Consider the following 23,558-nt stretch of genomic DNA (forward strand, 5'->3'; position numbering starts at 1 on the left):
GTGGTGACGGATGCCGCGGGCCGCGGCATCCGTCAACCATCTCGTCACGGGGCTACTGCTGCTGGAGCAGCCGGTCGAAGTCGGGCTCGGCCTCGATGTAGGTGTACTCGACGGCCAGTGCACCGAGGTCCTCGATGCCGGCGTCGGCGAGGTCCCACGTGAAGGTCGGGAGCGTGATGCCGGCCGCAGCCTCCTCGGGGATCTCGAGGTTGGTCGCGATCGCGGCGCGCACCGCGTCCTCGTTCTCGCTCGCCCACTCCAGCGCCTCCGACATCGCGGCCGAGTAGTCGGCGACGAGTTCGGGGTCCTCATCGAGGAGCGCCTGCGTCGTGATGTTGGTGAGCACCGAGAGCCCGGGGATCGTCGCCTGGTACGGCGCAACCACCGAGACTCCGCCGTCGCCGAGCACCATGCCGCGGAACGGGTCGGGCGCCCATGCGGCGTCCATCGTGCCGGCGGCGAGCTGCGCGGGGACGTCGGGGAAAGCGACCTCGACGAACTCGATCGTCGACGGGTCGCCGCCGTCATCCTCGACCGCCTTGCGGATCGTGAGGTCTCCGGCGGCGCCGATGGTGTTCACCGAGACCTTCTTGCCGGCGAGGTCGGCCGGTCGCATGATGCCGGAGTCGCCCAGCGCGACGACCGCGTTGACGTCGTCGCCCTCGGCGAGGCTGTTGGCGTAGTTGCCGACGATCACGACGCCGAGATCCTGCGCGTCGGCCCGGATGGGACCGAACGGCTGGCCGATGGCGAACTGGATATCGCCGCTCAGCAGCGCCGGGATGGCGTTGGCGCCACCCTGCGCGGGGACGACCTCGATCTCGAGGCCGTGGTCTTCGAAGATGCCCTCGTCGATGGCGGCCCAGAGGGCGCCGGACTCGGCGATCGGCAGCGCGGCGACCCGGACGGCGGTGAGCTCTTCGGCACCGGCGTCGTCTGTCGCTGTGGATTCGGGATCGGCGGCGGAATCGGTGCAGCCGCTCAGCGCGAGCGCGGCGGCGGCGAGAACGCCGAGGGTGGCAAGACTCTTCTTCATTGACGGGCCTCTCAGGAGCGGGTGCTGTGGTGCCGGCGCCGCGTCCGTCCGACCGGAGTCGGCGCCGGCACCGCGGCGTGCCTGACAACAGTCATCGTGCGCCACTCCGGATCGATTGTCAATGCTTTTGTGACGCGCGTCACGGATTGCGTGAACTAAGCACGCACCGCAGCGGTCGGCATCCGCTCAATGGAAATCGTCGCGTGCGTCACTGCCCAAGCCCCGCAGGATGGGTGCGCACGCACAGCGTGCCTATTGCCATTACCTATGGTGATAGGTATTCTCGGACTACCGCGATGCAGTGACGCACGCGGAAGAGGAAAGGACCTCCCTCATGGCCCATGCGACCCCCGCATCGCCCTCCGCGGCGGCTCTCGTCGACGGCTTCTCGCTGGAGATGACCGGCAAGGACATCGCCGGTCTCGAAGAGGCGCGCGACACGATCCCGCAGGGGACGAAGGTCAACGTGACGTTCCTCGGAAACGAAGACCTCGAGCTGCGCGTCGCCGCCGCGAAGGCGGTCAAGGAGATGGGGTTCGTTCCCGTCCCCCACATCTCGGCGCGGCGGCTGAAGTCGCAGGGCGAGCTCGAGGAGTTCCTCAGGCGCCTGCAGGAGGTCGGCGCGACCGAGCACGTGTTCGCCGTCGGCGGCGACCCTGCCGAGCCCGAGGGCCCGTACCCCGACGCGCTGACCGTGATCCGCTCGGGCGTGCTCCAGCAGTTCGGCGTGCGCGAGGTGTCGATCGCCGGCTACCCCGAAGGCCACCCCGACATCCCCGCCGACGTGCTGTGGCGCCACCTCGACGAGAAGGCGCTCACGCTGGCGCAGCAGGGATTGGATGCTGTCATCCTGACCCAGTTCGCCTTCGACACCGATCCCGTGATGACGTGGATCGGGCAGGTCCGCGACCGCGGGATCGATACGCCGATCCGCATCGGCACGCCCGGACCCGCCGGCATCAAGCGGCTGATCGGCTTCGCGCGCCGGTTCGGCGTGGGCGCCAACGCGATGATCGTGAAGAAGTACGGGTTCTCGCTCACCAACCTCATGGGCACCGCCGGCCCCGACCGCTTCGTGTCGGACCTGGCCGCGCTGCTCGCGGACGAGCCGAAGTCCGGCGACGTGAAGCTGCACTTCTACACGTTCGGCGGCCTGCTCGCGACGAGCAACTGGGCGCGCGAGTTCGTCGCGGCGCAGTCCTCGGGAGCGCGCCGATGACGGCGCACCTCGACGCGCACCGCGACCACGCCTGCCTGACCGTGCACGGTCCCGACCAGCCGGGGATCGTCGCCGCGGTGACCGCCCTGGTCACGCGCGTCGGCGGGAACATCGTCACGCTCGACCAGTACTCCGACAACCCCGAGGGCGGCGAGTTCTTCCAGCGCGTGGTGTTCCATCGTCCCGACCTGCAGGCGGCGCTGCCCGACATCGAGGCCGATCTCGATGCGACCCTCGGGCCGCTGAAGCTGGAGTGGCGGGTGACCGACCAGTCCATCCCGAAGCGGATGGCGATCCTCGCCTCGACGAGCGACCACTGCCTGCTCGAGCTGCTGTGGCGGCACCGCCGCGGCGAGCTGCCGGTCACGATCCCGATGGTGATCTCCAACCACACGAACACCGCCGAGGATGTCCGCTCCTTCGGCATCCCGTTCTTCCACGTGCCGTCCCAGGGCGCCGACAAGTCGGCCGCCGAGGCGAAGATCGTCGAGCTGCTGAAGGGCAACGTCGACTTCGTGGTGCTGGCCCGGTACATGCAGATCCTGTCGGACTCGTTCCTGGACGAGGTCGGCGTTCCCGTGATCAACATCCACCACTCGTTCCTGCCCGCGTTCATCGGGGCCGCTCCCTACCGCAAGGCCAAGGAGCGGGGCGTCAAGCTCATCGGAGCGACCAGCCACTACGTCACCGCAGACCTCGACGAGGGCCCGATCATCGAGCAGGACGTCGCCCGCGTCACACACGCCATGACCGCCGGCGACCTCCAGGCGCGCGGCGCCTACGTCGAGCGCGCCGTGCTCTCGCGAGCGGTCCAATGGCACGCCGAGGACCGCGTCATCCGCCACGGCAACAGCACCATCGTGTTCACTTAGGCCCCGGTCGCTGAGCCTGTCGAAGCGCTCGGCCCACGGCATCCGTCCCACAACCACACACCCCACGAACAGAGAGGTTCCCCATGGCGAAGAATCTGCAGGAGCTGCTCGACGGCCAGAACGCCGTCGAGATGCTGCGCAACTCGCAGATCGGCTCGTACATCTATCCGGTGGTCCCCGCGGACTTCCAGAACTGGATCAAGGAGCAGAAGGCCTGGCGCGACACCGCCGTGCTCTACGACCAGTCGCACCATATGGACAATGTGTTCCTCAAGGGCTCGGATGCGATCCGCCTGATCTCCGACACGGCTATCAACTCCGTCGCGACCTTCCCCGTGAACCGCGCGAAGCAGTACGTGCCGACGACCGCGTCGGGGCATGTCATCGGCGACGGCATCCTCTTCCACGAAGCCGAGGACGAGTACGTGTACGTCGGCCGCGCGCCGGCGTCGAACTGGCTGCTCTACCACGGTGAGACCGGGGGCTATTCGAACCTCGATGTCACCGTCGACCGCCGATCGCCGTCGCGCCCGTACGGCGACGCTGTGAGCCGGCGCTACTACCGGTTCCAGATCCAGGGGCCGGCCGCGTGGCAGGTGATCGAGAAGCTCAACGGCGGGCCGCTCGAGCAGCTGAAGTTCTTCAGCATGTCGGAGATGCAGATCGGCGGCGCGAACGTCCGCACCCTCCGCCACGGCATGGCCGGGGCGCCCGGTCTCGAAGTGTGGGGGCCGTACGAGGACCACCACCGCGTCCGCGACATCATCGTCGAGGCCGGCGCCGAGTTCGGGCTCGTGCCCGTGGGGTCGCGCGCCTACCCCTCGAACACCCTGGAGTCGGGCTGGATCCCCTCGCCGCTGCCGGCGATCTATTCGGGCGAGGCCGAGCGCGGCTACCGCGAGTGGCTCGGCGTCGACAGCTACGAGGCCACCGGCACGCTCGCCGGCTCGTTCGTGTCGCAGAACATCGAGGACTACTACCTGACGCCGTGGGAGCTCGGCTACGGCTCGTTCGTGAAGTTCGACCACGACTTCATCGGGCGGGACGCTCTCGAGAAGATCGACCCGGCGACGCAGCGACGCAAGGTCACGCTCGCGTGGAACGCCGAGGACGTCACGAAGATCTTCGCGTCGCTCTTCGACGTCGAGGGCGACAGCTACAAGTTCTTCGACCTGCCGCTGGCGAACTACGGGTCGGCGAACTACGACTCGGTGACGGATGCCGGAGGCGACGTCGTCGGGTTCTCGATGTTCACCGGGTACAGCGCCAACGAGAAGCGCGCGCTCTCGCTCGCGACCGTGAACCCCGACGTGCCGGAAGGCGCCGAGGTGACGGTCGTCTGGGGTGAGCCGAACGGCGGCGCCACGAAGGCCTCGGTCGAACCGCACCAGCAGCTGGAGGTGCGCGCGGTGGTCTCGCCGGTGCCGTACTCCACGGTGGTGCGTCAGAGCTACCAGGGCGGCTGGCGCACCGGATACCAGCCCCAGCCCGCCTGAGATCGAACGCCACGACCCGTTCGGTCGTTGAGCGAGCGAGGACCGTGGTCGTTGAGCGAGCGTGCGAGTCGAAACGCAGAGACGAAACGCGCCTGCCCATCTCCGACGCGCAGGACGTTTCGTCTCGCCTCGCTCGCTCAACGACCGGGATCGCCCCGCTAATCTCGGGGAGGCGAAAGGGAGTCGCATGAGTCTGCGGTACGCGCTGTTGGCGATCCTGCGGGTGGGCCCGCTGTCGGGGTACGACCTGCAGAAGCAGTTCCACCAGTCCGTCGGACATGTGTGGCATGCACCCGACTCCCAGATTTACCCCGAGCTGCGCAAGATGGAGGAGCTCGGCCTCATCGAGGGCGAGGAGCAGACACGCGGCGAGCGCGGCACGCGCCGCATGTACCACGTGACGGATGCCGGCAACCGGGCGTTCCTCGACTGGATGGCCTCTCCCCTCGACTACCAGCGGGTTCGCGACCCCGCCCATCTGCGGGCCGCCTACCTGGAGGCGGCCACGCCAGAGGATGCGCGCGGGTTCCTCGAGCGGCACATCGCGCAGTGGGCGGGCGAGCTGGCGCAGTGGGAGGGCGAGCTCGAGCGCATCGACGCCGTCGCCAACCCCATGCTGGTGCGCCGCCTCGCGGTCACCGCCGACGCCGACCGTGAGCGGACCATCGCCTACAAGCGCTTCGCCTATGAAGGCCTCGTCGAGCGCGCGCAGGGCGAGATCGCCTGGGCGCGCCGCGGCCTCGAGCTCGTGGACCGCCTGGACGGCGCCGAGGCCCAGTCGGCGACCGGCACCTGACTGCCGTACCCCACTCCCGGTCGTTGAGCGAGCGAGGAACGTGGTCGTTGAGCGAGCTTGCGAGTCGAACGCAGAGACGAAACGCGGTTCCTGATCCTCGGTCGTTGAGCGAGCGAGGAACGAGCGAGACGAAACGCGCACACCCGGCGCACCCGCCTCCGGTCGTTGAGCGAGCGAGGAACGAGCGAGACGAAACGCGCACACCCGGCGCACACGTCGGTGCGCCCGTTCGGTTCCTCCACAGGCGCCTCTCGCGGGCTTCTTCGCCAGGTTATCCACAGCATGGTTTCGCCTCTTGATCTGGGTGTTTGAATGTCGGACGCCCTCGCCACAATAGGGGCATGACGAACCTCGCCGACGCTCTCACGGAGCTCGGCGACGCGCTCGCGAAAGTGTCCGCGGCGGCGCTCGCCGACGGTGGGCTGCGGGGGTGCGCTGACACCGACGTGCTCGGTGCACTCGCGACGGCCGGCCGGATCCGGCGCAGCGCAGAAGCGGTCATGGTCGAGGCTGTCGCGGTGATCGTGGACCGTGATGGTGGCGTCGGTCACGCTGACCGGCTCACGACGCGTTACGGATGCCGCAACATGAGCGAACTCGTGCAGCGCGCGACGCGCGTCTCGGGGCGGACGGCGTCCGACCTGATAGCCGCAGCGAACGCGGTGCAGCAGTCTGTCGCGTTGTCCACCGGTGAGGTGCTGCCGGCGGAGTTCCCGGGTATGCGGGCAGCGCTGAGTGCCGGGCAGGTCGGCATCGACGGGATCATCGCGGTCACCGGCGCGTTCCGCGGCTGCCAGACCGGCCGGGCCGACATGCTCGCCGCAGACACCGAGCTGGCCGCCGCCGCGTGTGGCGAGGGAGTGGATGCCGCGCCGCCGGCGTCGGCGGACGAGTTGCGCGCCCTGGCGCAGGTGTGGGCGGCGTACCTCGACCAGGACGGCGCGGAACCCGACGACACCCGTGCGCTCCGTCGGCGGGGTGTCAGCCTGGGTCGTCGCGGCGACGACGGCCTCGTCCCTTTTCGCGGACGCCTCCTCCCCGAACTGGCCGCGCAGCTGCAGCTCGGCTTCGACAGCGTTCTCAATCCGCGCGCCGACGGCGCACCGGCACCAGGGCCCTGCTTCGTCGAGGATCCGGAACGCGATCCATGGGAGCCCGTGGCGTCGGCGGCTGATCAGCGCAGCCACGCCCAGAAGCAGCACGACGCGTTCGCGGTGCTGCTCACCGCCGCCGCCGCATCCGGCGAACTACCCACCCTCGGCGGCGCCGCGCCCACCCTGGTGGTGTCGGTGCGCCAGGAGGACCTCGCAGCCGGCCACGGTCGCGCCCACCTCCCCGGCGACGACCAGCCGGTCCCGCTCCCGGTCGCCCGGCACATCGCCTGCACGGGTGCCATCGAACGCGTCGTGCTGGGCGAGAACGGGCGGATCGTGTCGATCACGACCCTGGACCGCATCTTCAACCACCACCAACGCAAAGCGATCACGCTCCGCGACGGCGGCTGCCTCATCCCCGGTTGCCATGTCCCACCGCAATGGTGCGAGCTCCACCATGTCGAAGAGCACTCCCGCGGCGGCCCGACGCACACTGATAACGGAGTCTTGCTCTGCTGGTTTCATCATCGGACGATCGACACCGGCGGCTGGCACATCCGCATGCTCGACGGCATCCCATATGTGAAGGGCCCGTACTGGTGGGACGCGCAAGTGAAGTGGCGACCCGCCATGAAGTCCCCCACCCGAAGGCGCGACCTCATCGCCCTGCCCACGTGAACGTGGCACGCCGAGTTCTCTTGTCCAGAGCGCGGAGACGAATCGCTCTGCGGTCGGAGGCTCAACTCACGGCGGGCGACGATCTGCGGGCGTTCCCCTGCGACCGATTGGTTCGCAGGGATGGCGGACTGGCCACGTGTGGGACTCGTGCGCGACCCTCTGGCATCACCCGACGGACAGAACGCCGATAGCGGCGAGCACCACCCATGCCAGGTAGGCGAGGAGGCAGAACCTGTCCGGCCAACCGATTCGGATCTCAGGTGAGCCGCCCTGCCCGTGGGCGGGAGCCGCGGCGATGAGGAACCACACCAGGCCGGCCCACGGAACGACGGAGGCGATCGCCAGCATCCATCCCAGCGCGGGCGTCACCCCAGTCCCCGCAATCAGCGCGGTAGGGGGAAAGCCGGCGAGGAGCACAATTCCCAGTACCGTGTGCGCCCTGCCCACGGGCGTGGCCTGAGCGCGCGGAGTCATGATCGGATCGGCGTCGATGAACGCAGCACCGAGCGCGCTCACTGCGACAGCGGCAAGGCCGATCGTCCACACACCACCGAACGGCCACAAGGCGACGCAGATCGCGGCGGGGCTGATGGCCATCGTGACGAAGGCGAGGCGCATGACCCACCCGTATCGCCCGACGGAGTACTCGCTGATCATCCGCCAGGATGGATCATACTCGGGCTCGAGCACGTGGAGGATGGTGATCAGCCCTACCGTGATCCCGCCGGCGACGAGCGCCGTCATGGCGGCGATGGCAACAACGCTCAATATCGGACAGCCATACCTGCAGCGACCACGGGCATCCTCCTGCGGGGCACTCTATCCCGGCGGTCGCTCGCGGTCGCGGCCGAGCCGCGTGACCTCCGTGTAACAGTCGCGGGCGCAGTAGCGACCGCGGACACCGTGAGCGCCGAGCAGATGCAAGCGTCCGCCGCCACGCGCCCGTGATCGATCGAACGATCTGCGCGATCGCCTGCTAGCGCGCGCCGAACAAGGCCTTGCCGAACGAGTGTCTTGATCTGTCATGTCGCGCCCTACCGATGGCATCCATGTCGAGCGATGCGGGCTCCGTCGCTAACGGTGCGATGAGCTGCTCTCGCGGGCTGCCCTCCGCCGAGGGCTGGACGCCGGGGTCTGGGGCGTTGTTCTCAGGCTACGCGGAGACGGGCGCTGCGCGTTGCGGGTCCCCTAGCGTGTACTGGCACGATCAGGGATGTTCGTCGCGCATGGCGCCACATCGCGGGCGCGAGCCTGTAGACGGTGAAGTTGACGCGGGATGATCGGCATGCGCACGGATTCAAGCCCGGCGGGCGCCAATAGCGCAAATCTTGAGACGCGGATGGCGAGCCACACAGTTGGCAGCGGCCCTTGGCCTTTCTAAGAACCTCCGTCTCGGCACTGCGGCCGACGACGCGTGCGATCCCGTTGGAGCAAGAGGGGCCGTTCCACTGCAATTGGCCCAGTCGAGGTCGCTGTCGAAGGGACGTACGCGCAATCGTCGCAGTTCCCGCCGGCTGCTCGCACCCGGAGCGGGTGTTCGCGGCGGTGTGACTAGACGGCGTGTGAGATCACGTGAGTGACCGGCTGGCGTCTTTACGACGTCCTGGATGACTTCTAGTTGCCGACCTCTTGCTCGCACAAGAGCTGCGAGCCGTATGTCAGCGGCTTTTCGCCGTTCTGAAGCGGCTGGTCCACGCGCGGCCGGCTACGACTGTGCCGCGCTGCATGCCGATGTGTGATGAAGCGTAAGGGCGGACGAGGACGCGCGCCCAACGCGGCGAAGCAATCCGGCTGGCCTTGAGCCCCGCCCACCGCACCTCGGTCGGAACCTGAGGCCGACGGCCACCGGGCTCGCAGGGCGGGGCTGGGCCCTGTCCGCCCTTCTGATTAGCATGCTCGGATTAGGTTGCCTGGCCGACGCGCAGCAGAAAGTGCATTTCGCTGATTATACGGAGGTGGCAGACAGTGCATAGTTGGAGCATGCAGTCCTTCGACGCCCAGATGAGGCGAGTTCACGACCATCTCTATGCGAACGCGAACATAAAACTACCGGAGGATCTTCAAGCCGAAGTCGCAAAGGTGATCCAAACCCTCACATGGCTGGCTGTAGTCGGAGATGAGCCGCAGCTTGACCGCCCGACGGTTGATGCCGCCTTGGCTGGCGACCGAGAGACCGTCGACTCGATCGCGAGAGATGTTCGCGCCTCGTTCACCGCTTACAACTCCTCGCTCCGCCGATACCCACGGAGCGAGGCTGCGCTGAAGCTCGACAATTCCAGCCTCGGGTTCATCGTTGGCGCATTAAACGACGTTGACATGAGCGACGCGACGCGAGACTGGCTAGGCGATGCCCTCGAGGTCTTTCGATCGACCGCCGCCAAGCGACTTGGAGGACAGTTCTTTACCGACCAGCGGGTGACATCGATGGCCGTGGACCTGCTGGAGTTCGATGCCAACACGGATGACCTCGTGGACATCTGCGCGGGAACAGGGGGCTTCTTAATCGCTGGTGCTCGGCACGCACAGGCTCAGGGCACGAATCAGGCACCCCGCCTTGTGGGCGTCGAGGTGGATCCGAGCCTGGCTCACCTGGCGAACAGCACACTGCACCATCTTGCCGACTTCCCGGCGGACGCCGTCTTCAACGCGGATTCGTTTAGGGAGCCCGCGCAGTGGCCGCTGGCCCTCCGGCGCACGATTGTGCCCGGAACTCACCGTCGCTTGGCAACCAATCCCCCGTTCGGGCAGAAGATCACGATCAAGGATCCTCGCGTCCTCGAGCGGTTCGAACTTGGCCATGTCTGGGCGCGGGGTGCCTCGTCGTGGGTCAAGTCGAGGCGCACGGGGCCGACGCCGCCAGACATCTTGTTCCTCGAGCGCAATATCGATCTCGCCATCCCTGGTGAGGGCAGGTTGGCGATAGTACTTCCGTATCAGATTCTCTCTGGACCCAAGCTCGGGTACGTACGAGACTGGCTGCTTCGCAACACCAAACTCATCGCCGTGGTGGATTTGCCCGACGACACTTTCCAACCGTGGACCGGTACGAAGACGTCGGTCATTGTGTGCGAGAGGCGCGAAGAGCCGCTCACACAGTGGGACGGCGAGGAGTATCCCGTCTTCATGGCCGTGTCACGACAGATCGGACACGATCGTCGAGGTAACCCGATCACGGATGATAACGGTTTGATCGTCTGCGACCTCCCCGACATCTCCCGTGCGTTCAAACTGTATCGCGAAGGGGGGGAGCCTTCCCTGGCCTACAGCGAAGCCTTCATTGTCTCCGCTGCGCAGATCACTTGGGATAGCGATCTGCGGATCAACGCCGCGTACTACGAGCCCCGGAGTACACGCACACTCAGCTCACTCCATGAGCTAACGGCAGACGGATCGTTTGATCTCACCACAATCGGTGCGGTGACCAACGGCATCTTTTTCCCTGGCCGGTTCAAGCGAAATTATGTTGCCCCTGGCCCAGGTGCCGTCCCGTTCCTAGGTGGAACGAACGTCACGCAGATGCTACCAACGAATCGAAAGTACGTTTCTGCAACGGATCGACGGCTCAACGAGCTGACCGTGAAGGCCGGGTGGATTCTCGTTACGAGGAGCGGATCGACCGGGATCGTTTCCAGTGTTCCGCCCAGTTGGGAGGGTTACGCGATGTCAGAACATGTGATTCGCATCGTCCCAAATGAGGACGTGCTGCCTGCGGGCTACGTCGAAGCGTACTTGCGCAGCCACATGGGCCAAGCCCTGCTGGCACAAGGAATCTTCGGCAGTGTGATCGATGAGATCACGCCGGAACACATTGCATCGATGCCAATTCCTGTGCCGAGCGACAAGGCGAAGATTCGCCAGATCGCTGCGACGCAGACGTCCGCCAACCAACACCGAGAGGATTCGATCGCGCTATTCGCCGCCGCTGGGTCTCAGTTCGAGAAACTCATCGGACGGCAGTTCGGCACTGTCGGGGAAGATGCCGATCTCGCTTTGCCGGCGCAGGATGTCATCAGCGAGCGCGAGGAACTCCTCGAATCGTAGGTCGTTCTGGAGCGTGTTGGAGCGATCCAGCATCAGGAAGGTGTTCTCGTATTCGTGACGGCCACCGCGGGCGAGCGGCACGAAATGCCCCGACGTGATCATGCGCGGATTGCCTAAGAACTGCCCGAAGTGGAGGTCCCGGCGCATGATCGGATCTAGATAGGCGCCCGGAGCGATCTCATGACCGAGGAGCCAAATGAATGCTGTTCGGAGCTCACCGATGTCAGTTTCTGGGGCGCCGCCGAACGACAGACTCTGCAGGAAATACTTGATCTCGACGAGCTGGGCATCTCGCTTCGAGGCGTGATACCGGTGATCTGTGGGCAGCGTCCATCGATTGGCGCGATTTCCATCGGCCGCATTCTGTGGGCGACCAGGACCGATCGTGGAATAAACCCGAGTGGGTGCGGATCTGCGCCCGGAATCGCGAAACTTCGTCACCACCGCGGCAACTCGGCGATCAGGGTGGCGTTCGTCGGCGCACAGGGCGCGGAAAAGGGGTGGAATTCGCTCCATCAGCGCGTCCACATCGAGGTCGCTCATTGAGGGCCCTAGCGACCCGAGTGCGCTTACTTGGTCGACAAGTTCAATCAGTGTTGGCCGTACCACAGGCATCAGGCATCGCCCCGCATGATCGCATGCTACCGACTGCGACGTCACCAATCAGGTATCGTCGGCTCGGTTATCTTTGGTCGATCACAAACGTGACCGCCGATAGATGCGTCAAGCCCACCGCCAGTATTCCGCCACATCGCACACAAGCACCGACGACAAGATGAACGAAGATCGAGAAGGGCACAGTTGGCGTCGCCCCCATGCAGTCCGATTGTGGGACGAAGGTTAGGACCTATCGGGCCCTCGTAAGGGCATCGAGCGGCGCGCGGATGCCGGTGGCTCATCGCGCCGGCGACGACGCTACGACGCCCATCCGACTCGAGCGCATCGAGGGGAACGCACAGCCGCGTGGAATCCGCCCACATAGGTGGGCCTACCGGTCGGATTCCAACGGGAGATTCCTCCCACGGCCGCAGCATCAGCGCCGAAGCCGAGCCGAGTGCCCGCAGGCTCGGTCATTGGCCGAGGCTGCGGGCACTGAGCCTGCCGAAGTGCGTCAGTGGGCCATCGAAGCCAACACCTCCGGGTCGATGGTCGCGATCGAGCGGGTGTCCTGGAAGGCACGCACGCCCTCGATGCCCTGCTCGCGGCCGAAGCCCGACTGCTTCATGCCGCCGAACGGCGCCCGCAGGTCGAGACGCGTCGCACCGTGGTCGTTGACCCAGACATAGCCGCACTCGAGCTGCGAGCCCACGCGCTGCGCAGCCTCGGGCGAGCCCGTCCACACCGATCCGCAGAGCCCGCCCCACGTGTCGTTGGCAAGGCGCACCGCCTCGGTCTCGTCGTCGAACGGGATCACCGGGATGACCGGGCCGAACTGCTCCTGCGTGACCACGCGCAGGCCGAGCTCCGGGTCGACGACGATCGCGGGGCGGACGAAGTTCCCGCCCGCCAAATCACCCTCCGGCAGGGAGCCGAACTCGCGGACGTCGGCTCCGGCATCCTTCGCCTCCTGGATGATCTCGTCGACGAACGCCTTCTGAGCCGGCTGATGCAGCGGGCCCATCGTCGCGCCCTCGTCGAGGCCGTGGCCGAGCGTGGCCTTCTCGAGCCGCGCGGCGAGTCCCGAGACCAACTCGTCCATCCGCGAACGGTGGACGAAGACGCGCTTGGCGTTCATGCAGATCTGCCCGGTGGTGTCGTAGATCGCGGCGTAGAGCCGGTCGAGATGCGCATCGTCGAGGATCGCGTCGTCGAGGAAGACCGCCGCGTCGTTGCCGCCCAGCTCGAGCGTCACGCGGGTCAGCGTCTTGGACGCCATCTCCATGATCCGCTTGCCGCCGTTCACACTGCCGGTGAAGCAGACCTTGGCGACGTCGGGGTTCTGGATGAGGTCGGCCATGTCCTGGTCGCGTCCGGTGACGACGTTCAGCACGCCCGGCGGCAGCTTCTCGGCGACCCGCTGCACGACCCGCGTGGTCGCCAGCGGCGCCGAGGGCGGTGGCTTCACGATCGCGGTGTTGCCGGCCAGCAGCGCGTGCGGGAGCGCGGCGCCGAGGATCGCGATGGGCCAGTTGAACGGCACGATCACGGTCACGACGCCCAGTGGCTGGTACGACACCTCGGTCGATACCGGGATCGCGCCGGGCACCGGCGGCAGCGTCTTGGCGGCATCCACCTCGTCGGCGAGCATCAGGGCGAGGTTCCAGCGGATCTCGAACACGAGCCCGTCGATCCACGCCTCCATCCGGATCTTGCCGTTCTCCTGCGACAGGATCGCGGCATCCTCGTCGCGATCATCCGCGATGCCCGCGATCGCGGCCGCCATCTGCGCGGCGCGCTCCTGAGCCGTGAGCGCCGCCCACGCCGGGAACGCCGCCTTCGCCGCGGCAACGGCATCCTTCACATCGGAGACGGATGCCGCGGCCGCCTCGCCGACGACCACTCCGGGCCTTCCGGGGTCCGGGATCGGCAGCACGTCCTCCGTGAACCGCTCCTCACCGCCGATGTACAGCCCCGTCCGAACCGATGTCCCCATCGCGGTCTCGCCCATGGAACGCCACCTCTCTGTGCCCTTTGGCTCCGGCTCTCACCGGGGCTCGTGCTTCCCTGCTCCGGCTCTCGCCAGGGCTGTGTACTCTTGCTCCGGCTATCGCTGAAGCACGATGTTCTGGTTGTCAGCGGGTCGACGCCGGGTGCGTCGTCGACACCTGCTCCCAGCGTGCCTCTCGCATACGCGTGAATCAAGATTGTCGACGATTTTCGCGCGGATTTCGTATGAAATGCTTCCCGATGGGACCATCGTCGCGAGATAGTGTCAGTGCACGGACGAGGGCACCGAAGGGGATGGCCAGATGACGGATGCCGCAGTGCGCAGCGACGACGAGACGATGGAGCGGCCCGACCTCACACAGGTGATCCGCGAGGCGATCCTCGACGCCCAGTTCGCACCGCATCAGCGCCTCATCGAAGCCGACCTGAGCGAGCGGTACGGCGCATCGCGAGCCTCGGTGCGCACCGCACTGCTCAATCTCGCCGGGGAGGGACTCGTCGAACGCCTGCCCAACCGCGGCGCGCGCGTGCGGGCGATCACCGTCGACGAGGCGATCGAGATCGTCGAGGTGCGCATCGGCCTCGAGACACTCTGCGCGCGCAAGGCCGCCGAGAACCTCACGCCAGCCGACGCCGAGCGCCTGCGCGCGCTGCGCGCCGACATCGAAGCGGCGATCGCGTCCGGCGACCTCATGGCGTACTCGCGCCTCAACCAGGAGCTCGACCGCCGTATCCGCGACCTCAGCCGCCACGGCACCGCCACGCAGCTGCTCGAGCGCCTGCGCGCCCAGTCGGCGCGCCACCAGTTCCGCCTCGCGTTCCACCCCGGCCGCGCCGCGACGTCAGCCCCCGAGCACATCGCGATCATCGACGCGATCCTCGCCAAGGACCCCGACGCCGCCGAGGCCGCGACGCGCGCGCACCTCTCGGGCATCGTCAGGGTCCTGCACAGCATGGAGTGAGCCGCGCTCGGCGCGTTTCGTGTCTGCGTTTCGACTCGCAAGCTCGCTCAACGACCGCGTTCCTCGCTCGCTCAACGACCGGGGTAGCGCTTCCGGTCGTTGAGCGAGCGAAGCGAGACGAAACGCACCGGCGCACGGCAAAGGGGCGGCCGGATGCTCCGGCCGCCCCTCCGCACTCCTCAGGTCACTCGTCCCAGCTCTCGGCGGGCGCGTAGCCCTTGCCGTTGTACTTCTGCACCTGCACGGTCGAGACGGCGGGCAGTCCGTCCTGGGTCGTGTCGACGGTGGAGCCCTCGAGCATGAGCGGCGCCGTGAAGCCCGAGACGTCGCGCAGCGCTTCCATGAAGTTCTCGCGCGTCGGCTCGGTCATGTTGCCGAACACCTCCTCGAGCGTCGCCCCGATCTGGTACGACCAGACGCAGTGCGGGAACGCCGGCACGTCCGGGTAGTTCGCGTACTCCGCGAGCTGCTCGAGGAAGGCGGCGCCCTCCTCGCTCTCGGCGAACGTCGGCGCGGCCGCCGACTGCGCGAACGCCACGGTGTAGACGCCGGGGAACGCTGCGGCGCCGCCCGGCTCGAGGATGGCACTCGGGCTCGACGTGTTCGACGGCAGGAACCAGGACGGGAGCCAGCCGAGCTCCTGCGACTTCTGCAGCGACGAGATCACCAGCGGGGTGATCGACATCGCGTTGAAGAACACGTCGGCGCCCGAGCCGGCCAGCTCGGTCAGCTGCGCGTCGACCGAGGTGTCGGTGGCCTCGTAGGTGAGCTCCTTGACGACCTCGATGTTGTCGGCGCCCTCGATGGCGGTCTTGAAGCCCTCGACGTAGCCCTCGCCGTAGTCGTCGTTCTGCGACAGGATCGCGACCTTGTGGTCTTCGGCCGATCCGGCGAGCAGCTCGCCGAACGCTTCGCCCTCGTTCTGGTAGATCGGCACGAAGCCGAGCTGCCAGGGGCTCTCCTCCTGGTTGCTGAAGATCGGGTCGCCCGTCATGATCAGCACCTGCGGCACCTCGTCGGCGATCGCCGCGTCGAGCCACGCCCGGTTGGTGGGCGTGCCGAGGCCGGCGGTCATCGCGAAGACGCTGCTCTTGAGCTGGTCGTAGTTGGCCTTGGCCTTCTGCGGGTCGTACTCGTCGTCCAGCGCCTCGATCTCGACGGTGCGGGTGTTGCCGTCGCCGAACTCGACTCCGCCCTCGGCGTTCCTGGCGCCGAAGTACGCGGTGACGCCGGCGACCGTGCAGGTGCCCGGTCCGGCGGTCGGGCCCGACAGCGGCGTGGTGATACCGAGGGTGATCGAGTCGTCGGTGATACCCGGGCTCGCCTCGGCGGCGCCGCCGTCGTCGGTGTCGTTCGGCGATCCGCCGCCGCGTGCGCAGCCGGCAGCGAGGACGGCAACGATGCCGATCCCCGCGACGACCGAGGCGACGCGCATCCTTCTGCGATTCGTGCTCATGGGTCATGCCTCTCTGTGTGTTACGACTGCGTCGTAGATGGTGGTGGTGATTGCGTCGTAGGTGGTGGTGGTGATGGCGTCGAAGGGGCGCCCAGTGCGTCGCCGACGGTGGAGCTTCCGGCGACGGATGCCGCGGCATCCGCTTTCATGGCACCCCCGACCGGTCCGCCCGGGCGACCGGAGCCGGCGTCGCGCCCGCGTCGCCGCCACAGGCTCGGCAGCGAGACCAGCCCGCCGGGCAGGATGAACAGCACCACCAGGAGGATGGCGCCTTGCAGCATGGCGGTGATATTCGGGTCGATCAGGTTGGTGACCTGCGGCAGCAGCACGTACCAGACGCCCCCGAGGAGGGAGCCGAGGATGCTGCCGGCGCCGCCGATCACCATCGACGCGAGCAGCTCGATGGAGTGGCCGAAGTGCAGAGTCTCGGGCGAGGTGTACTGGATGACGACCATGTAGAGGAAGCCGCTCACGCCGCCGATCAGGGATGCGATCGTGAACGCGAGCACCTTGAAGCGGTACGGCGACACGCCCAGCGACCCGGCGACCGCCTCGTTCCCCTTCACGATCGCGAAGGCTCTGCCGTACTTGCCCCGCACGAGGTTGCGCGTGAGCATGAAGGTGATGCCGCCGATGAGGAAGACGATGTAGAGCTGCCACTGGTCGTCGTACAGGCCGGTCCACTCCGGTGCGCCCGAGAAGCGGGCGGAGGTGCCCTGCGAGCCGCCCGTGAAGTCCGACAGGCGCTTGGCGAGGGGCACGCCGATGATCGGCAGCGCGATCGTGACCATCGCGATGGCGAGTCCGCCGAGACGCGCGGCGGCGAGGGCGATGACCAGGCCGATGACCGCGGGGACGAGGCACGCGAGCACGAAGACGAGCACGACGTTCCAGTCGGCATTGACGCCGAACGCCGTGACGTAGGCGCCGACGCCGACGAAGAAGATCTGGCCGAGCGAGACCTGGCCGGTGTAGCCCATCACGACGTTGAGGCCCAGGACGGCGACGGCGAAGACGCCGATACGGGCGATCGTCTGGTTGGCGAACTCCGGGAGCATCAGCGGCAGCACGATCATCAGCACGATGACGAGGCCGATGACGGCCCAGCGCACCCAGGGGCGCTCGAGGAGGGGCGACCGGTTGGAGAGGTCCGTGTTCGCAGCCATCAGACGCGCACCACCGCTTTCCGTCCGAATAGGCCCTGTGGCCGCAGGAAGAGCACGACGAAGATGAGGATGAAGGGCACCGCGATCTTCAGGTCGTGACCGATGAACGGCACGTAGACGGCGGCGAGGTTCTCGAGCACGCCGATGAGCCACGCGGCCACCACGACGCCTATGGGGCTCGACAGGCCGCCGAGGATGCACGCGGCGAGCGCGTAGACGAGGGCGGAGTCCATCATCCCGGGTGTGAGGGTCAGCTGCGGTGCCACGAGCACGCCGGCGACCGCGCCGAGGACGGCCGCCAGCCCCCAGCCGATCATGAGGTTGCGGCCGACGTTCACGCCGGAGAACGCGGCGGACGCGGGATTGATCGCGACTGCGCGTAGCGCGAGACCGAGCTTGGTGCCCAGGAACAGCGCCTGCAGCAGCAGCATGCATGCGACGATCACGATGAAGGTGCCGAGCGAGCGGACGCTGATCACCGCCCCCGCGATCTGGATGGTCTCCAGCGGGAACAGCGAGGGGAACAGCCGGTTGTTGTACGTCCAGATCCAGGCGCAGAACCCCGTGATCAAGGTGAGCAGGCCGATCGTCACGACGACGGCGGTGTCGGGGTCGCCGCGCTCGAAGCGCCGGATGAGATACCGCTCGATGACGGCTCCGAGGAAGAATGAGATGACGACCGCTGCGAGGATCGCGAGCAGGAGCGGGATGCCGAGGCCGTTCAGCGCCCACGCGATGTAGGCGGACAGCACCGCCATGCCGCCTTGCGCGAAGTTGATGAGCCCGGTCGCCTGGTTCACCAGCACGATCGCGAGCGCGAGCGCGGCGTAGATCGAGCCGGTCGAGAGGCCGTCGATGACGAGCTGGATGAACGTGCCCACGTCAGCCTCCCAGGTACGCGCGGCGGATCTCGTCCATGCCCTTGAGCTCCGCCGACGAGCCGGTGAGGGCGTTGCGCCCTGTCTCGAGCACCGTGGCGCTGTCGACGAGGGTGAAGGCGAGGTTGGCGTTCTGCTCGACCACGAGCATCGCGATGCCCGATTCGCTGCGCAACCGGCCGATCGCCTGGTACACGCTCTTCGCGGTGCCGGGAGCGAGACCGAGTGATGCCTCGTCCAGCAGCAGCAAACGCGGCTTCGACATGATGGCGCGGGCGATCGCGAGCATCTGCTGCTCGCCGCCCGAGAGCGCCGAGCCGTTGGAGCGGATCCGGTCCTGCAGCTGCGGGAACAGGTCGAGGCAGTAGTCCATGTCCGACGCGATGCCCTTGCGGTCCTTGCGCTTGTAGGCGCCGACCCTGAGGTTCTCCCGCACCGTCAGGTTGCCGAGCGTGCCGCGCCCCTCCGGCACGTGCGCGATCCCACGTGCGGCGACCTGGTCGGGACGCAGTCCCCGCAGATCCTTGCCGTCGAAGCGGATCGTGCCCGTCGAGCGCACGGTGCCCGAGATCGCGCGCAGCGTCGTGGTCTTTCCGGCGCCGTTCGCGCCGAGGATGCCGACCGCGCCCCCGTCGGGGACCACCAGCGAGACGCCCTCGAGCACCTGGACGCGGCCGTAGAACGCGCGCACGTCGGCCAGTTCAAGCAGCGTCATCGACCGCGTCCTTCCCGATGTAGGCCTCGATGACGCGGGGGTCGGCCTGCGCCTCCGCGGCCGAGCCCTCCATCAGCTTGCGGCCGTGATCGAGCACCACGACGCGGTCGGTGAGCGCCGAGATGAGCCCCATGTTGTGCTCGACGATCACCACCGTGATGTCCTCGTCGCGCACCCGCCGCACCGTCTCGATGAGCTGCTCCACCTCGGCGTGCGGGAGCCCTGCCGCCGGTTCGTCGAGGAGGAGGAGGCCGGGGTGGGTGAGCAGCGCGCGGCAGAGCTCGATGCCCTTGTGCAGTCCGTGCGACAGCTCGTCGGCCCGCATCTGGGCGGCCCACCCAAGGCCGTTGCGCTCCAGGAGGTCGAGCGCCTCCTGCCGCAGCGCCTTCTCGGCGCGCACCGTGCGCGGCAGCCGCAGGGACCACTCCACCGGACCGCCGGGAAGGCGCGTATGGGCGCCGAGGAGCACGTTCTCGAGCACGGTCTCGCGCAGCTGGAGCGCAGGATGCTGGAACGTCCGCGCCAGCCCCTTCCGCGCGAGCGTGGCCGGGGACGACCCGACGACCTCGACGTCATCGATCGTGATGGAGCCGGCGCTCGGCCGGTAGTGACCGCTCACGCAGTTGAAGAGCGACGTCTTGCCGGCGCCGTTGGGACCGACCAGGCCGAAGATCTGACCCGGCTCCACGGTGAAGCTCACGTCCTCGAGCACCTTGACGCCGCCGAAATGAAGGCTGACGTCGCGGACTGCGAGCCGAGCGCCCATGGCTCCACCTTTCGCGTCATCGCGTGTGGTCATCAAGGGGACTCGAGTCCTCCCCCTGCTGGGAAAGCTACGGATCCCCGGAAAGATTGTCAACGATTTTGGTGTGAAGTTTCGCAACCGTGACCCTGCGATTCGATGCTGGCCCGCCCGACCGGGGGATGCGGCATCCGATTCCGTTCAACGGAACAGCGCGGACGAGCCACCAGAAGGAGCTCCTACGCTGACCGCAGCTTCCGCAACAAACAAAGGAGGGTCGACGATGACCGAGACACTCGCCCAGGCGATCGATCGCGCAGGCAGCGCGGTGGAACTGCTGCGCAACCAGAACTGGCCGGCATTCACATTCCCGGTAGCACCGGAGTTCACGAACTGGCGCGACGAGCAGCGGGCCTGGAACACGTCGGTCGCGCTCATGGACCAGTCGCACCACATGACGCAGCTGTTCCTCGACGGCGCCGACCTCATCCCGCTGCTGAGCTCGATCTCGCCCAACACGTTCGCGACGTTCCGTCCCGGCGTCGCGAAGCAGCTGATCTCGGTGAACCGGGACGGCTACCTCATCGGCGACGGCATCCTGTTCTACAACTCCGAGGGCCCCGAAGGGCTGGTGCTCATCGGGCACCACATCCTCATCGACTGGGTGCGGTTCAACGTCGAGAAGGCTCAGGATGCCGGCAAGGACGTGCGATACCGCCTCGAGGCCAACTCGCACATGCGCCAGGGACCGCCGACGTTCTACCGCTACGAGCTGCAGGGGCCCCACGCCGACCTCGTCATGGAGAAGGTGTTCGGCGGGCCGGCGCCCGAGATCAAGTTCTTCCACATCGGCGACGTCACCATCGCGGGGCGGCCGGTCAAGGCGCTCCGCCACGGCATGGCGGGCCAGCCCGGGTTCGAGTTCTACGGACCGTGGGAGGACAACGAGATCGTCCTGAACGCGCTCATGGAGGCGGGCGCCGAGCACGACATCCGCCGCGTCGGAGCCAAGGCGTACTCGTCGTCGCCGCTGGAGTCCGGCTGGGTGCCGACGCCCTTCCCCGCCGTCTTCGACGAGGACTTCGCCGAGTACCGCGCGTGGCTCCCCGCCGCGCGCATCGGCTCCGTCGCCGGCTCGCTGTACTCGAGCGACGTCCACGACTTCTACCTGACGCCGTTCGACATCGGGCTCGGGCGCTCGGTGCGCTTCGACCACGACTACCACGGACGCGAGGCGCTCGAGAAGCACGCCGAGAACCAGCGACGCCGCAAAGTCACGCTGATCTGGAACGCCGACGACGTTGCGGCGGTCGTGCGCTCGCAGGTCGAGCCGGGCACGCCCGCCAAGTACCTCGACTTCCCGAAGGCCCGATACGGGCTCTACCAGATGGACGAGATCCTGAAGGACGGCGAGCGCGTGGGGATCTCGACGGATGCCGGATACGTCGCGTACGACCAGCTCTACATGTCGCTGGCCACCCTGGACGTGGGGCTCCGCGACGGCGATGAGGTCGAGGTGGTGTGGGGCGAGGACCCCATCTCGCACAAGGACTCGGTCGACGCCGACCACCGCCAGGTGCGGATCCGCGCGACCGTCGCCCCCGCGCCGTACCACGACTACGCCCGGACGGTGTACCGCGCGAACGCCTGAGCCGCGTTCGGCGCGTTTCGACTCGCTTCGCTCGCTCAACGACCGGGTCCCGGTCGTTGGGCGGCGTGATCCGGTCGTTGAGCGAGCGAGGAACGAGCGGACGAAACGCCCCACCCCCGGTCGTTGAGCGAGCGAAGAACGAGCGAGACGAAACGCCCCACCCCGGCCGTTGAGCGAGCGAGGAACGAGCGAGACGAAACGCCCCACCCCCGGTCGTTGAGCGAGCGAAGAACGAGCGAGACGAAACGCCCCGGGCTTCCGCTCAACGGAACCCCCGGCGCAGGCGGGGTTACGATGGCGGCGTCATCGAGGAGGATGCCGTGGCACGAGGATCTGCGGGCGAGTCGGTCCTGCACCGCCACCTGCGCGTGCTCGAGAGCTTCGACGCGTGGCATCCGTTCCTCACGCTCAGTGAGATCGCGGACGCCGCGGGCGTGCCCCGCTCGAGCGCGCACCGCCTGATCGCCGAGCTCGAGCGCGAGGGGCTGCTCGAGCGGCTGCCCGACCGCACGTACCGCCTCGGCGTGCGGCTGTGGGAGTTCGCCAGCCGCACGCCGGGCGCCGTCGGTCTCCGCGAGATCGCCCGGCCCTGGCTGGGCGCCGTGCACGAACGGGTGCGACAGCACGCCCAGCTGGGGGTGCTGAGCGGGCGCGACGTGCTGTTCATCGACCGGATGTCGACCCGCGAGGCCGTCGTGAACGCGACGCTCATCGGCGGCCGCATCCCGCTGCACGCGTCGTCCAGCGGTCTCGCGCTGCTCGCCTACGCCGACAGCGCCCTCGTGAACGACGTGATCGCGCGCGGGCTGCGTCCGTACACGCCGCGCACCATCCGCACGGGCGCCGAGCTGCGCGCCCAGCTGCGACGTGTGCGCGAGGACGGGTACGCCGTGACGGAGGGGGCGATCCACGCCGAGTCGCGCGGCATCGCGGTGCCCGTGACCGGACCGGGCGGCAGCGTGTACGCCGCCATCGGCGTGGTGGTCCCCAACGACGGCGCCTCGACCCACGGGTACGCCGAGCTGCTGCGCCGCGCCGCCACCGGCATCGCTCGGGAACTCGCTGCCGCGTACCGGCCCGACGTCGACGAGCGGACCCACGGCATCCGCTCGCTCGTGAGCGGATCGCGCCGCTCGCTCGAGTACCTCGAGAGCCTCGACACCGACCCGCACGACGCCGGCGCGGCGGCAGCCGCGGGCATCTCCGACCCCGCCGCCGGTGCAGGCCTCGGGTCTGCGCCGGTGCTCTAGGGTTGGCGGCCATGACGACGATCGCGATCCTCGGCCTCGGCGAAGCCGGCCGTCGTTACGCCCGCGGCCTGGCGGATGCCGGGGCCGACGTCCGCGCCTTCGACCCCGCCCACGACCTCGGCGACCCCGACGTGCCGCAGTTCGCGACGCTGGCCGACGCCGTCACCGGGGCAGACGTGGCGCTGAGCCTCGTCACCGGGCATGCCGCGGCATCCGTCGCCCGCGAGGCGCTGCCGCACATCGCCGCGGGGGCCGTCTACGCCGATCTCAACACCGCCGCCCCCGACCTCAAGCAGCGCATCGCCCGCCTCGCCGCCGACCACGGGCTCGCGATGGCCGATGTCGCGGTGCTCGCGCCTGTGGTGCGCGCCGGGCACCGGACGCCGCTCCTCGCGAGCGGGACCGGAGCCCGCCAGTTCGCCGAGCGCGTCGGTCCGTTCGAGGTGCCCGTCGAGGTCATCGACGGCGACGCGGGCGAGGCGGCGCGCCTGCGGCTGCTGCGGAGCGTGTTCATGAAGGGGCTGGCGGCGCTCGTGCTCGAGGGACTCGGCGCCGCGCGCGCCGCCGGAGCCGAGGAGTGGCTGCGCGCGCAGATGGCGGACGAGCTGGGTCCCGACGGCGCCGCGCTCGTCGATCGGCTCGTCGACGGCTCGACCCTGCACGCCGTGCGCCGCGAGCACGAGGTGCGCGCGGCCCTGGCGGCCCTCCAGTCGTCGGGACAGCCCGCCGACATGACGCGCGCGACGCTCGCGTGGTTCGAGCGGCTCGCCGCCGAGCGCGATCACGACTGAAGCGCGGCACGATACCCGCATCGCTCGCCCGGCACAACGGCGAAGCGCATTGGACGGAAGTGCCGTTGCCGCCGGTGCGAGCGCATGTCATCGTCGCCGCACACGCAC

Annotated in this window: 18 protein-coding genes; 10 read left to right on the top strand and 8 right to left on the bottom strand. The window is 68.1% G+C overall.

Features of this window, described 5'->3' with window-relative positions; all coding sequences use genetic code 11:
* Positions 1-52: 52 nt before the first annotated feature.
* The gene (locus MRBLWS13_RS11490) at positions 53-1,036 is read right to left on the bottom strand and encodes an ABC transporter substrate-binding protein (protein WP_349425508.1); all 984 of its coding nucleotides are present in this window, start codon (positions 1,034-1,036) and stop codon (positions 53-55) included.
* Positions 1,037-1,370: 334 nt separating this feature from the next.
* Between MRBLWS13_RS11490 and MRBLWS13_RS11495 the strand changes: the two genes are divergently transcribed.
* The 5 genes from MRBLWS13_RS11495 (at position 1,371) to MRBLWS13_RS11515 (ending at position 7,191) form a co-directional block, all read left to right on the top strand.
* Positions 1,371-2,255: a methylenetetrahydrofolate reductase gene (locus tag MRBLWS13_RS11495; protein ID WP_349425509.1), complete on the top strand. Its 885-nt coding sequence runs from the start codon at positions 1,371-1,373 to the stop codon at positions 2,253-2,255.
* Positions 2,252-3,127, top strand: coding sequence for a formyltetrahydrofolate deformylase (gene purU, locus MRBLWS13_RS11500; protein ID WP_349425510.1), 876 nt, complete (start codon positions 2,252-2,254; stop codon positions 3,125-3,127). Before MRBLWS13_RS11495 ends, purU begins: the two co-directional genes overlap by 4 nt.
* A gap of 83 nt (positions 3,128-3,210) precedes the next feature.
* Entirely contained in the window at positions 3,211-4,623 is a 1,413-nt protein-coding gene (locus tag MRBLWS13_RS11505) for an aminomethyl transferase family protein (protein ID WP_349425511.1), read from the top strand.
* Positions 4,624-4,810: 187 nt separating this feature from the next.
* Positions 4,811-5,419 carry a PadR family transcriptional regulator gene (locus MRBLWS13_RS11510; protein WP_349425512.1) on the top strand — a complete coding sequence of 203 codons (609 nt, stop codon included), beginning with the start codon at positions 4,811-4,813 and terminating at the stop codon, positions 5,417-5,419.
* Between the two features lie 341 nt (positions 5,420-5,760).
* A complete protein-coding gene (locus tag MRBLWS13_RS11515) occupies positions 5,761-7,191 on the top strand; it encodes a DUF222 domain-containing protein (protein WP_349425513.1) in 1,431 nt (476 codons plus the stop codon).
* Between the two features lie 165 nt (positions 7,192-7,356).
* Here MRBLWS13_RS11515 and MRBLWS13_RS11520 read toward each other — a convergent pair whose 3' ends face one another.
* On the bottom strand, positions 7,357-7,935 hold the full coding sequence (locus tag MRBLWS13_RS11520; protein WP_349425514.1) for a DUF998 domain-containing protein: 579 nt from the start codon (positions 7,933-7,935) through the stop codon (positions 7,357-7,359).
* A gap of 1,236 nt (positions 7,936-9,171) precedes the next feature.
* Here MRBLWS13_RS11520 and MRBLWS13_RS11525 point away from each other — a divergent pair.
* Positions 9,172-11,232, top strand: coding sequence for an N-6 DNA methylase (locus MRBLWS13_RS11525; RefSeq protein ID WP_349425515.1), 2,061 nt, complete (start codon positions 9,172-9,174; stop codon positions 11,230-11,232).
* A 1,111-nt stretch (positions 11,233-12,343) separates the two neighbouring features.
* On the opposite strand, the gene MRBLWS13_RS11530 is transcribed toward MRBLWS13_RS11525, so the two are convergent.
* Positions 12,344-13,840, bottom strand: coding sequence for an aldehyde dehydrogenase family protein (locus MRBLWS13_RS11530; RefSeq protein WP_349425516.1), 1,497 nt, complete (start codon positions 13,838-13,840; stop codon positions 12,344-12,346).
* Positions 13,841-14,141: 301 nt separating this feature from the next.
* Here MRBLWS13_RS11530 and MRBLWS13_RS11535 point away from each other — a divergent pair, with 301 nt between their 5' ends.
* On the top strand, positions 14,142-14,801 hold the full coding sequence (locus tag MRBLWS13_RS11535; RefSeq protein ID WP_349425517.1) for a GntR family transcriptional regulator: 660 nt from the start codon (positions 14,142-14,144) through the stop codon (positions 14,799-14,801).
* A gap of 184 nt (positions 14,802-14,985) precedes the next feature.
* Here MRBLWS13_RS11535 and MRBLWS13_RS11540 read toward each other — a convergent pair whose 3' ends face one another.
* The 5 genes from MRBLWS13_RS11540 to MRBLWS13_RS11560 are packed head-to-tail and all read right to left on the bottom strand — an operon-like array spanning position 14,986 to position 19,815.
* Positions 14,986-16,257 (bottom strand): ABC transporter substrate-binding protein, encoded by a 1,272-nt coding sequence (locus MRBLWS13_RS11540; protein WP_349425518.1) that lies wholly within the window; start codon positions 16,255-16,257, stop codon positions 14,986-14,988.
* Positions 16,258-16,277: 20 nt separating this feature from the next.
* Positions 16,278-17,423 (bottom strand): branched-chain amino acid ABC transporter permease, encoded by a 1,146-nt coding sequence (locus MRBLWS13_RS11545; RefSeq protein ID WP_349425519.1) that lies wholly within the window; start codon positions 17,421-17,423, stop codon positions 16,278-16,280.
* Positions 17,423-18,304: a branched-chain amino acid ABC transporter permease gene (locus MRBLWS13_RS11550; protein ID WP_349425520.1), complete on the bottom strand. Its 882-nt coding sequence runs from the start codon at positions 18,302-18,304 to the stop codon at positions 17,423-17,425. Before MRBLWS13_RS11550 ends, MRBLWS13_RS11545 begins: the two co-directional genes overlap by 1 nt.
* A 1-nt stretch (position 18,305) precedes the next feature.
* Entirely contained in the window at positions 18,306-19,016 is a 711-nt protein-coding gene (locus MRBLWS13_RS11555; protein WP_349425521.1) for an ABC transporter ATP-binding protein, read from the bottom strand.
* On the bottom strand, positions 19,003-19,815 hold the full coding sequence (locus MRBLWS13_RS11560) for an ABC transporter ATP-binding protein (RefSeq protein ID WP_349425522.1): 813 nt from the start codon (positions 19,813-19,815) through the stop codon (positions 19,003-19,005). The genes MRBLWS13_RS11555 and MRBLWS13_RS11560 overlap by 14 nt, the downstream gene beginning before the upstream one ends.
* Positions 19,816-20,041: 226 nt before the next feature.
* On the opposite strand from MRBLWS13_RS11560, the gene MRBLWS13_RS11565 reads away from it, so the two are divergent.
* The 3 genes from MRBLWS13_RS11565 to MRBLWS13_RS11575 all read left to right on the top strand — a co-directional run bounded on the left by MRBLWS13_RS11565 (position 20,042) and on the right by MRBLWS13_RS11575 (position 23,450).
* Positions 20,042-21,409 (top strand): aminomethyl transferase family protein, encoded by a 1,368-nt coding sequence (locus MRBLWS13_RS11565; protein WP_349425523.1) that lies wholly within the window; start codon positions 20,042-20,044, stop codon positions 21,407-21,409.
* Positions 21,410-21,729: 320 nt separating this feature from the next.
* The gene (locus MRBLWS13_RS11570) at positions 21,730-22,659 is read left to right on the top strand and encodes an IclR family transcriptional regulator (protein WP_349425524.1); all 930 of its coding nucleotides are present in this window, start codon (positions 21,730-21,732) and stop codon (positions 22,657-22,659) included.
* An 11-nt stretch (positions 22,660-22,670) separates the two neighbouring features.
* Complete coding sequence (locus tag MRBLWS13_RS11575) at positions 22,671-23,450, top strand: DUF1932 domain-containing protein (protein ID WP_349425525.1); 780 nt, start codon at positions 22,671-22,673, stop codon at positions 23,448-23,450.
* The last annotated feature ends 108 nt before the right edge of the window (positions 23,451-23,558 follow it).

The sequence above is a fragment of the Microbacterium sp. LWS13-1.2 genome (assembly GCF_040144835.1).
In the GTDB taxonomy this organism is placed as follows: domain Bacteria; phylum Actinomycetota; class Actinomycetes; order Actinomycetales; family Microbacteriaceae; genus Microbacterium.

Excerpts from the sequence above, each read along its gene's own strand:
- MRBLWS13_RS11495 (WP_349425509.1), top strand. The coding sequence starts at position 1,371 with ATGGCCCATGCGACCCCCGCATCGCCCTCCGCGGCGGCTCTCGTCGAC.
- MRBLWS13_RS11565 (WP_349425523.1), top strand. The coding sequence starts at position 20,042 with ATGACCGAGACACTCGCCCAGGCGATCGATCGCGCAGGCAGCGCGGTG.
- MRBLWS13_RS11530 (WP_349425516.1), bottom strand. The coding sequence starts at position 13,840 with ATGGGCGAGACCGCGATGGGGACATCGGTTCGGACGGGGCTGTACATC.
- MRBLWS13_RS11555 (WP_349425521.1), bottom strand. The coding sequence starts at position 19,016 with ATGACGCTGCTTGAACTGGCCGACGTGCGCGCGTTCTACGGCCGCGTC.
- MRBLWS13_RS11545 (WP_349425519.1), bottom strand. The coding sequence starts at position 17,423 with ATGGCTGCGAACACGGACCTCTCCAACCGGTCGCCCCTCCTCGAGCGC.
- MRBLWS13_RS11505 (WP_349425511.1), top strand. The coding sequence starts at position 3,211 with ATGGCGAAGAATCTGCAGGAGCTGCTCGACGGCCAGAACGCCGTCGAG.
- MRBLWS13_RS11575 (WP_349425525.1), top strand. The coding sequence starts at position 22,671 with ATGACGACGATCGCGATCCTCGGCCTCGGCGAAGCCGGCCGTCGTTAC.
- MRBLWS13_RS11525 (WP_349425515.1), top strand. The coding sequence starts at position 9,172 with ATGCAGTCCTTCGACGCCCAGATGAGGCGAGTTCACGACCATCTCTAT.
- MRBLWS13_RS11510 (WP_349425512.1), top strand. The coding sequence starts at position 4,811 with ATGAGTCTGCGGTACGCGCTGTTGGCGATCCTGCGGGTGGGCCCGCTG.
- MRBLWS13_RS11515 (WP_349425513.1), top strand. The coding sequence starts at position 5,761 with ATGACGAACCTCGCCGACGCTCTCACGGAGCTCGGCGACGCGCTCGCG.
- MRBLWS13_RS11520 (WP_349425514.1), bottom strand. The coding sequence starts at position 7,935 with ATGACGGCGCTCGTCGCCGGCGGGATCACGGTAGGGCTGATCACCATC.
- MRBLWS13_RS11535 (WP_349425517.1), top strand. The coding sequence starts at position 14,142 with ATGACGGATGCCGCAGTGCGCAGCGACGACGAGACGATGGAGCGGCCC.
- MRBLWS13_RS11560 (WP_349425522.1), bottom strand. The coding sequence starts at position 19,815 with ATGACCACACGCGATGACGCGAAAGGTGGAGCCATGGGCGCTCGGCTC.
- purU (WP_349425510.1), top strand. The coding sequence starts at position 2,252 with ATGACGGCGCACCTCGACGCGCACCGCGACCACGCCTGCCTGACCGTG.
- MRBLWS13_RS11490 (WP_349425508.1), bottom strand. The coding sequence starts at position 1,036 with ATGAAGAAGAGTCTTGCCACCCTCGGCGTTCTCGCCGCCGCCGCGCTC.
- MRBLWS13_RS11540 (WP_349425518.1), bottom strand. The coding sequence starts at position 16,257 with ATGAGCACGAATCGCAGAAGGATGCGCGTCGCCTCGGTCGTCGCGGGG.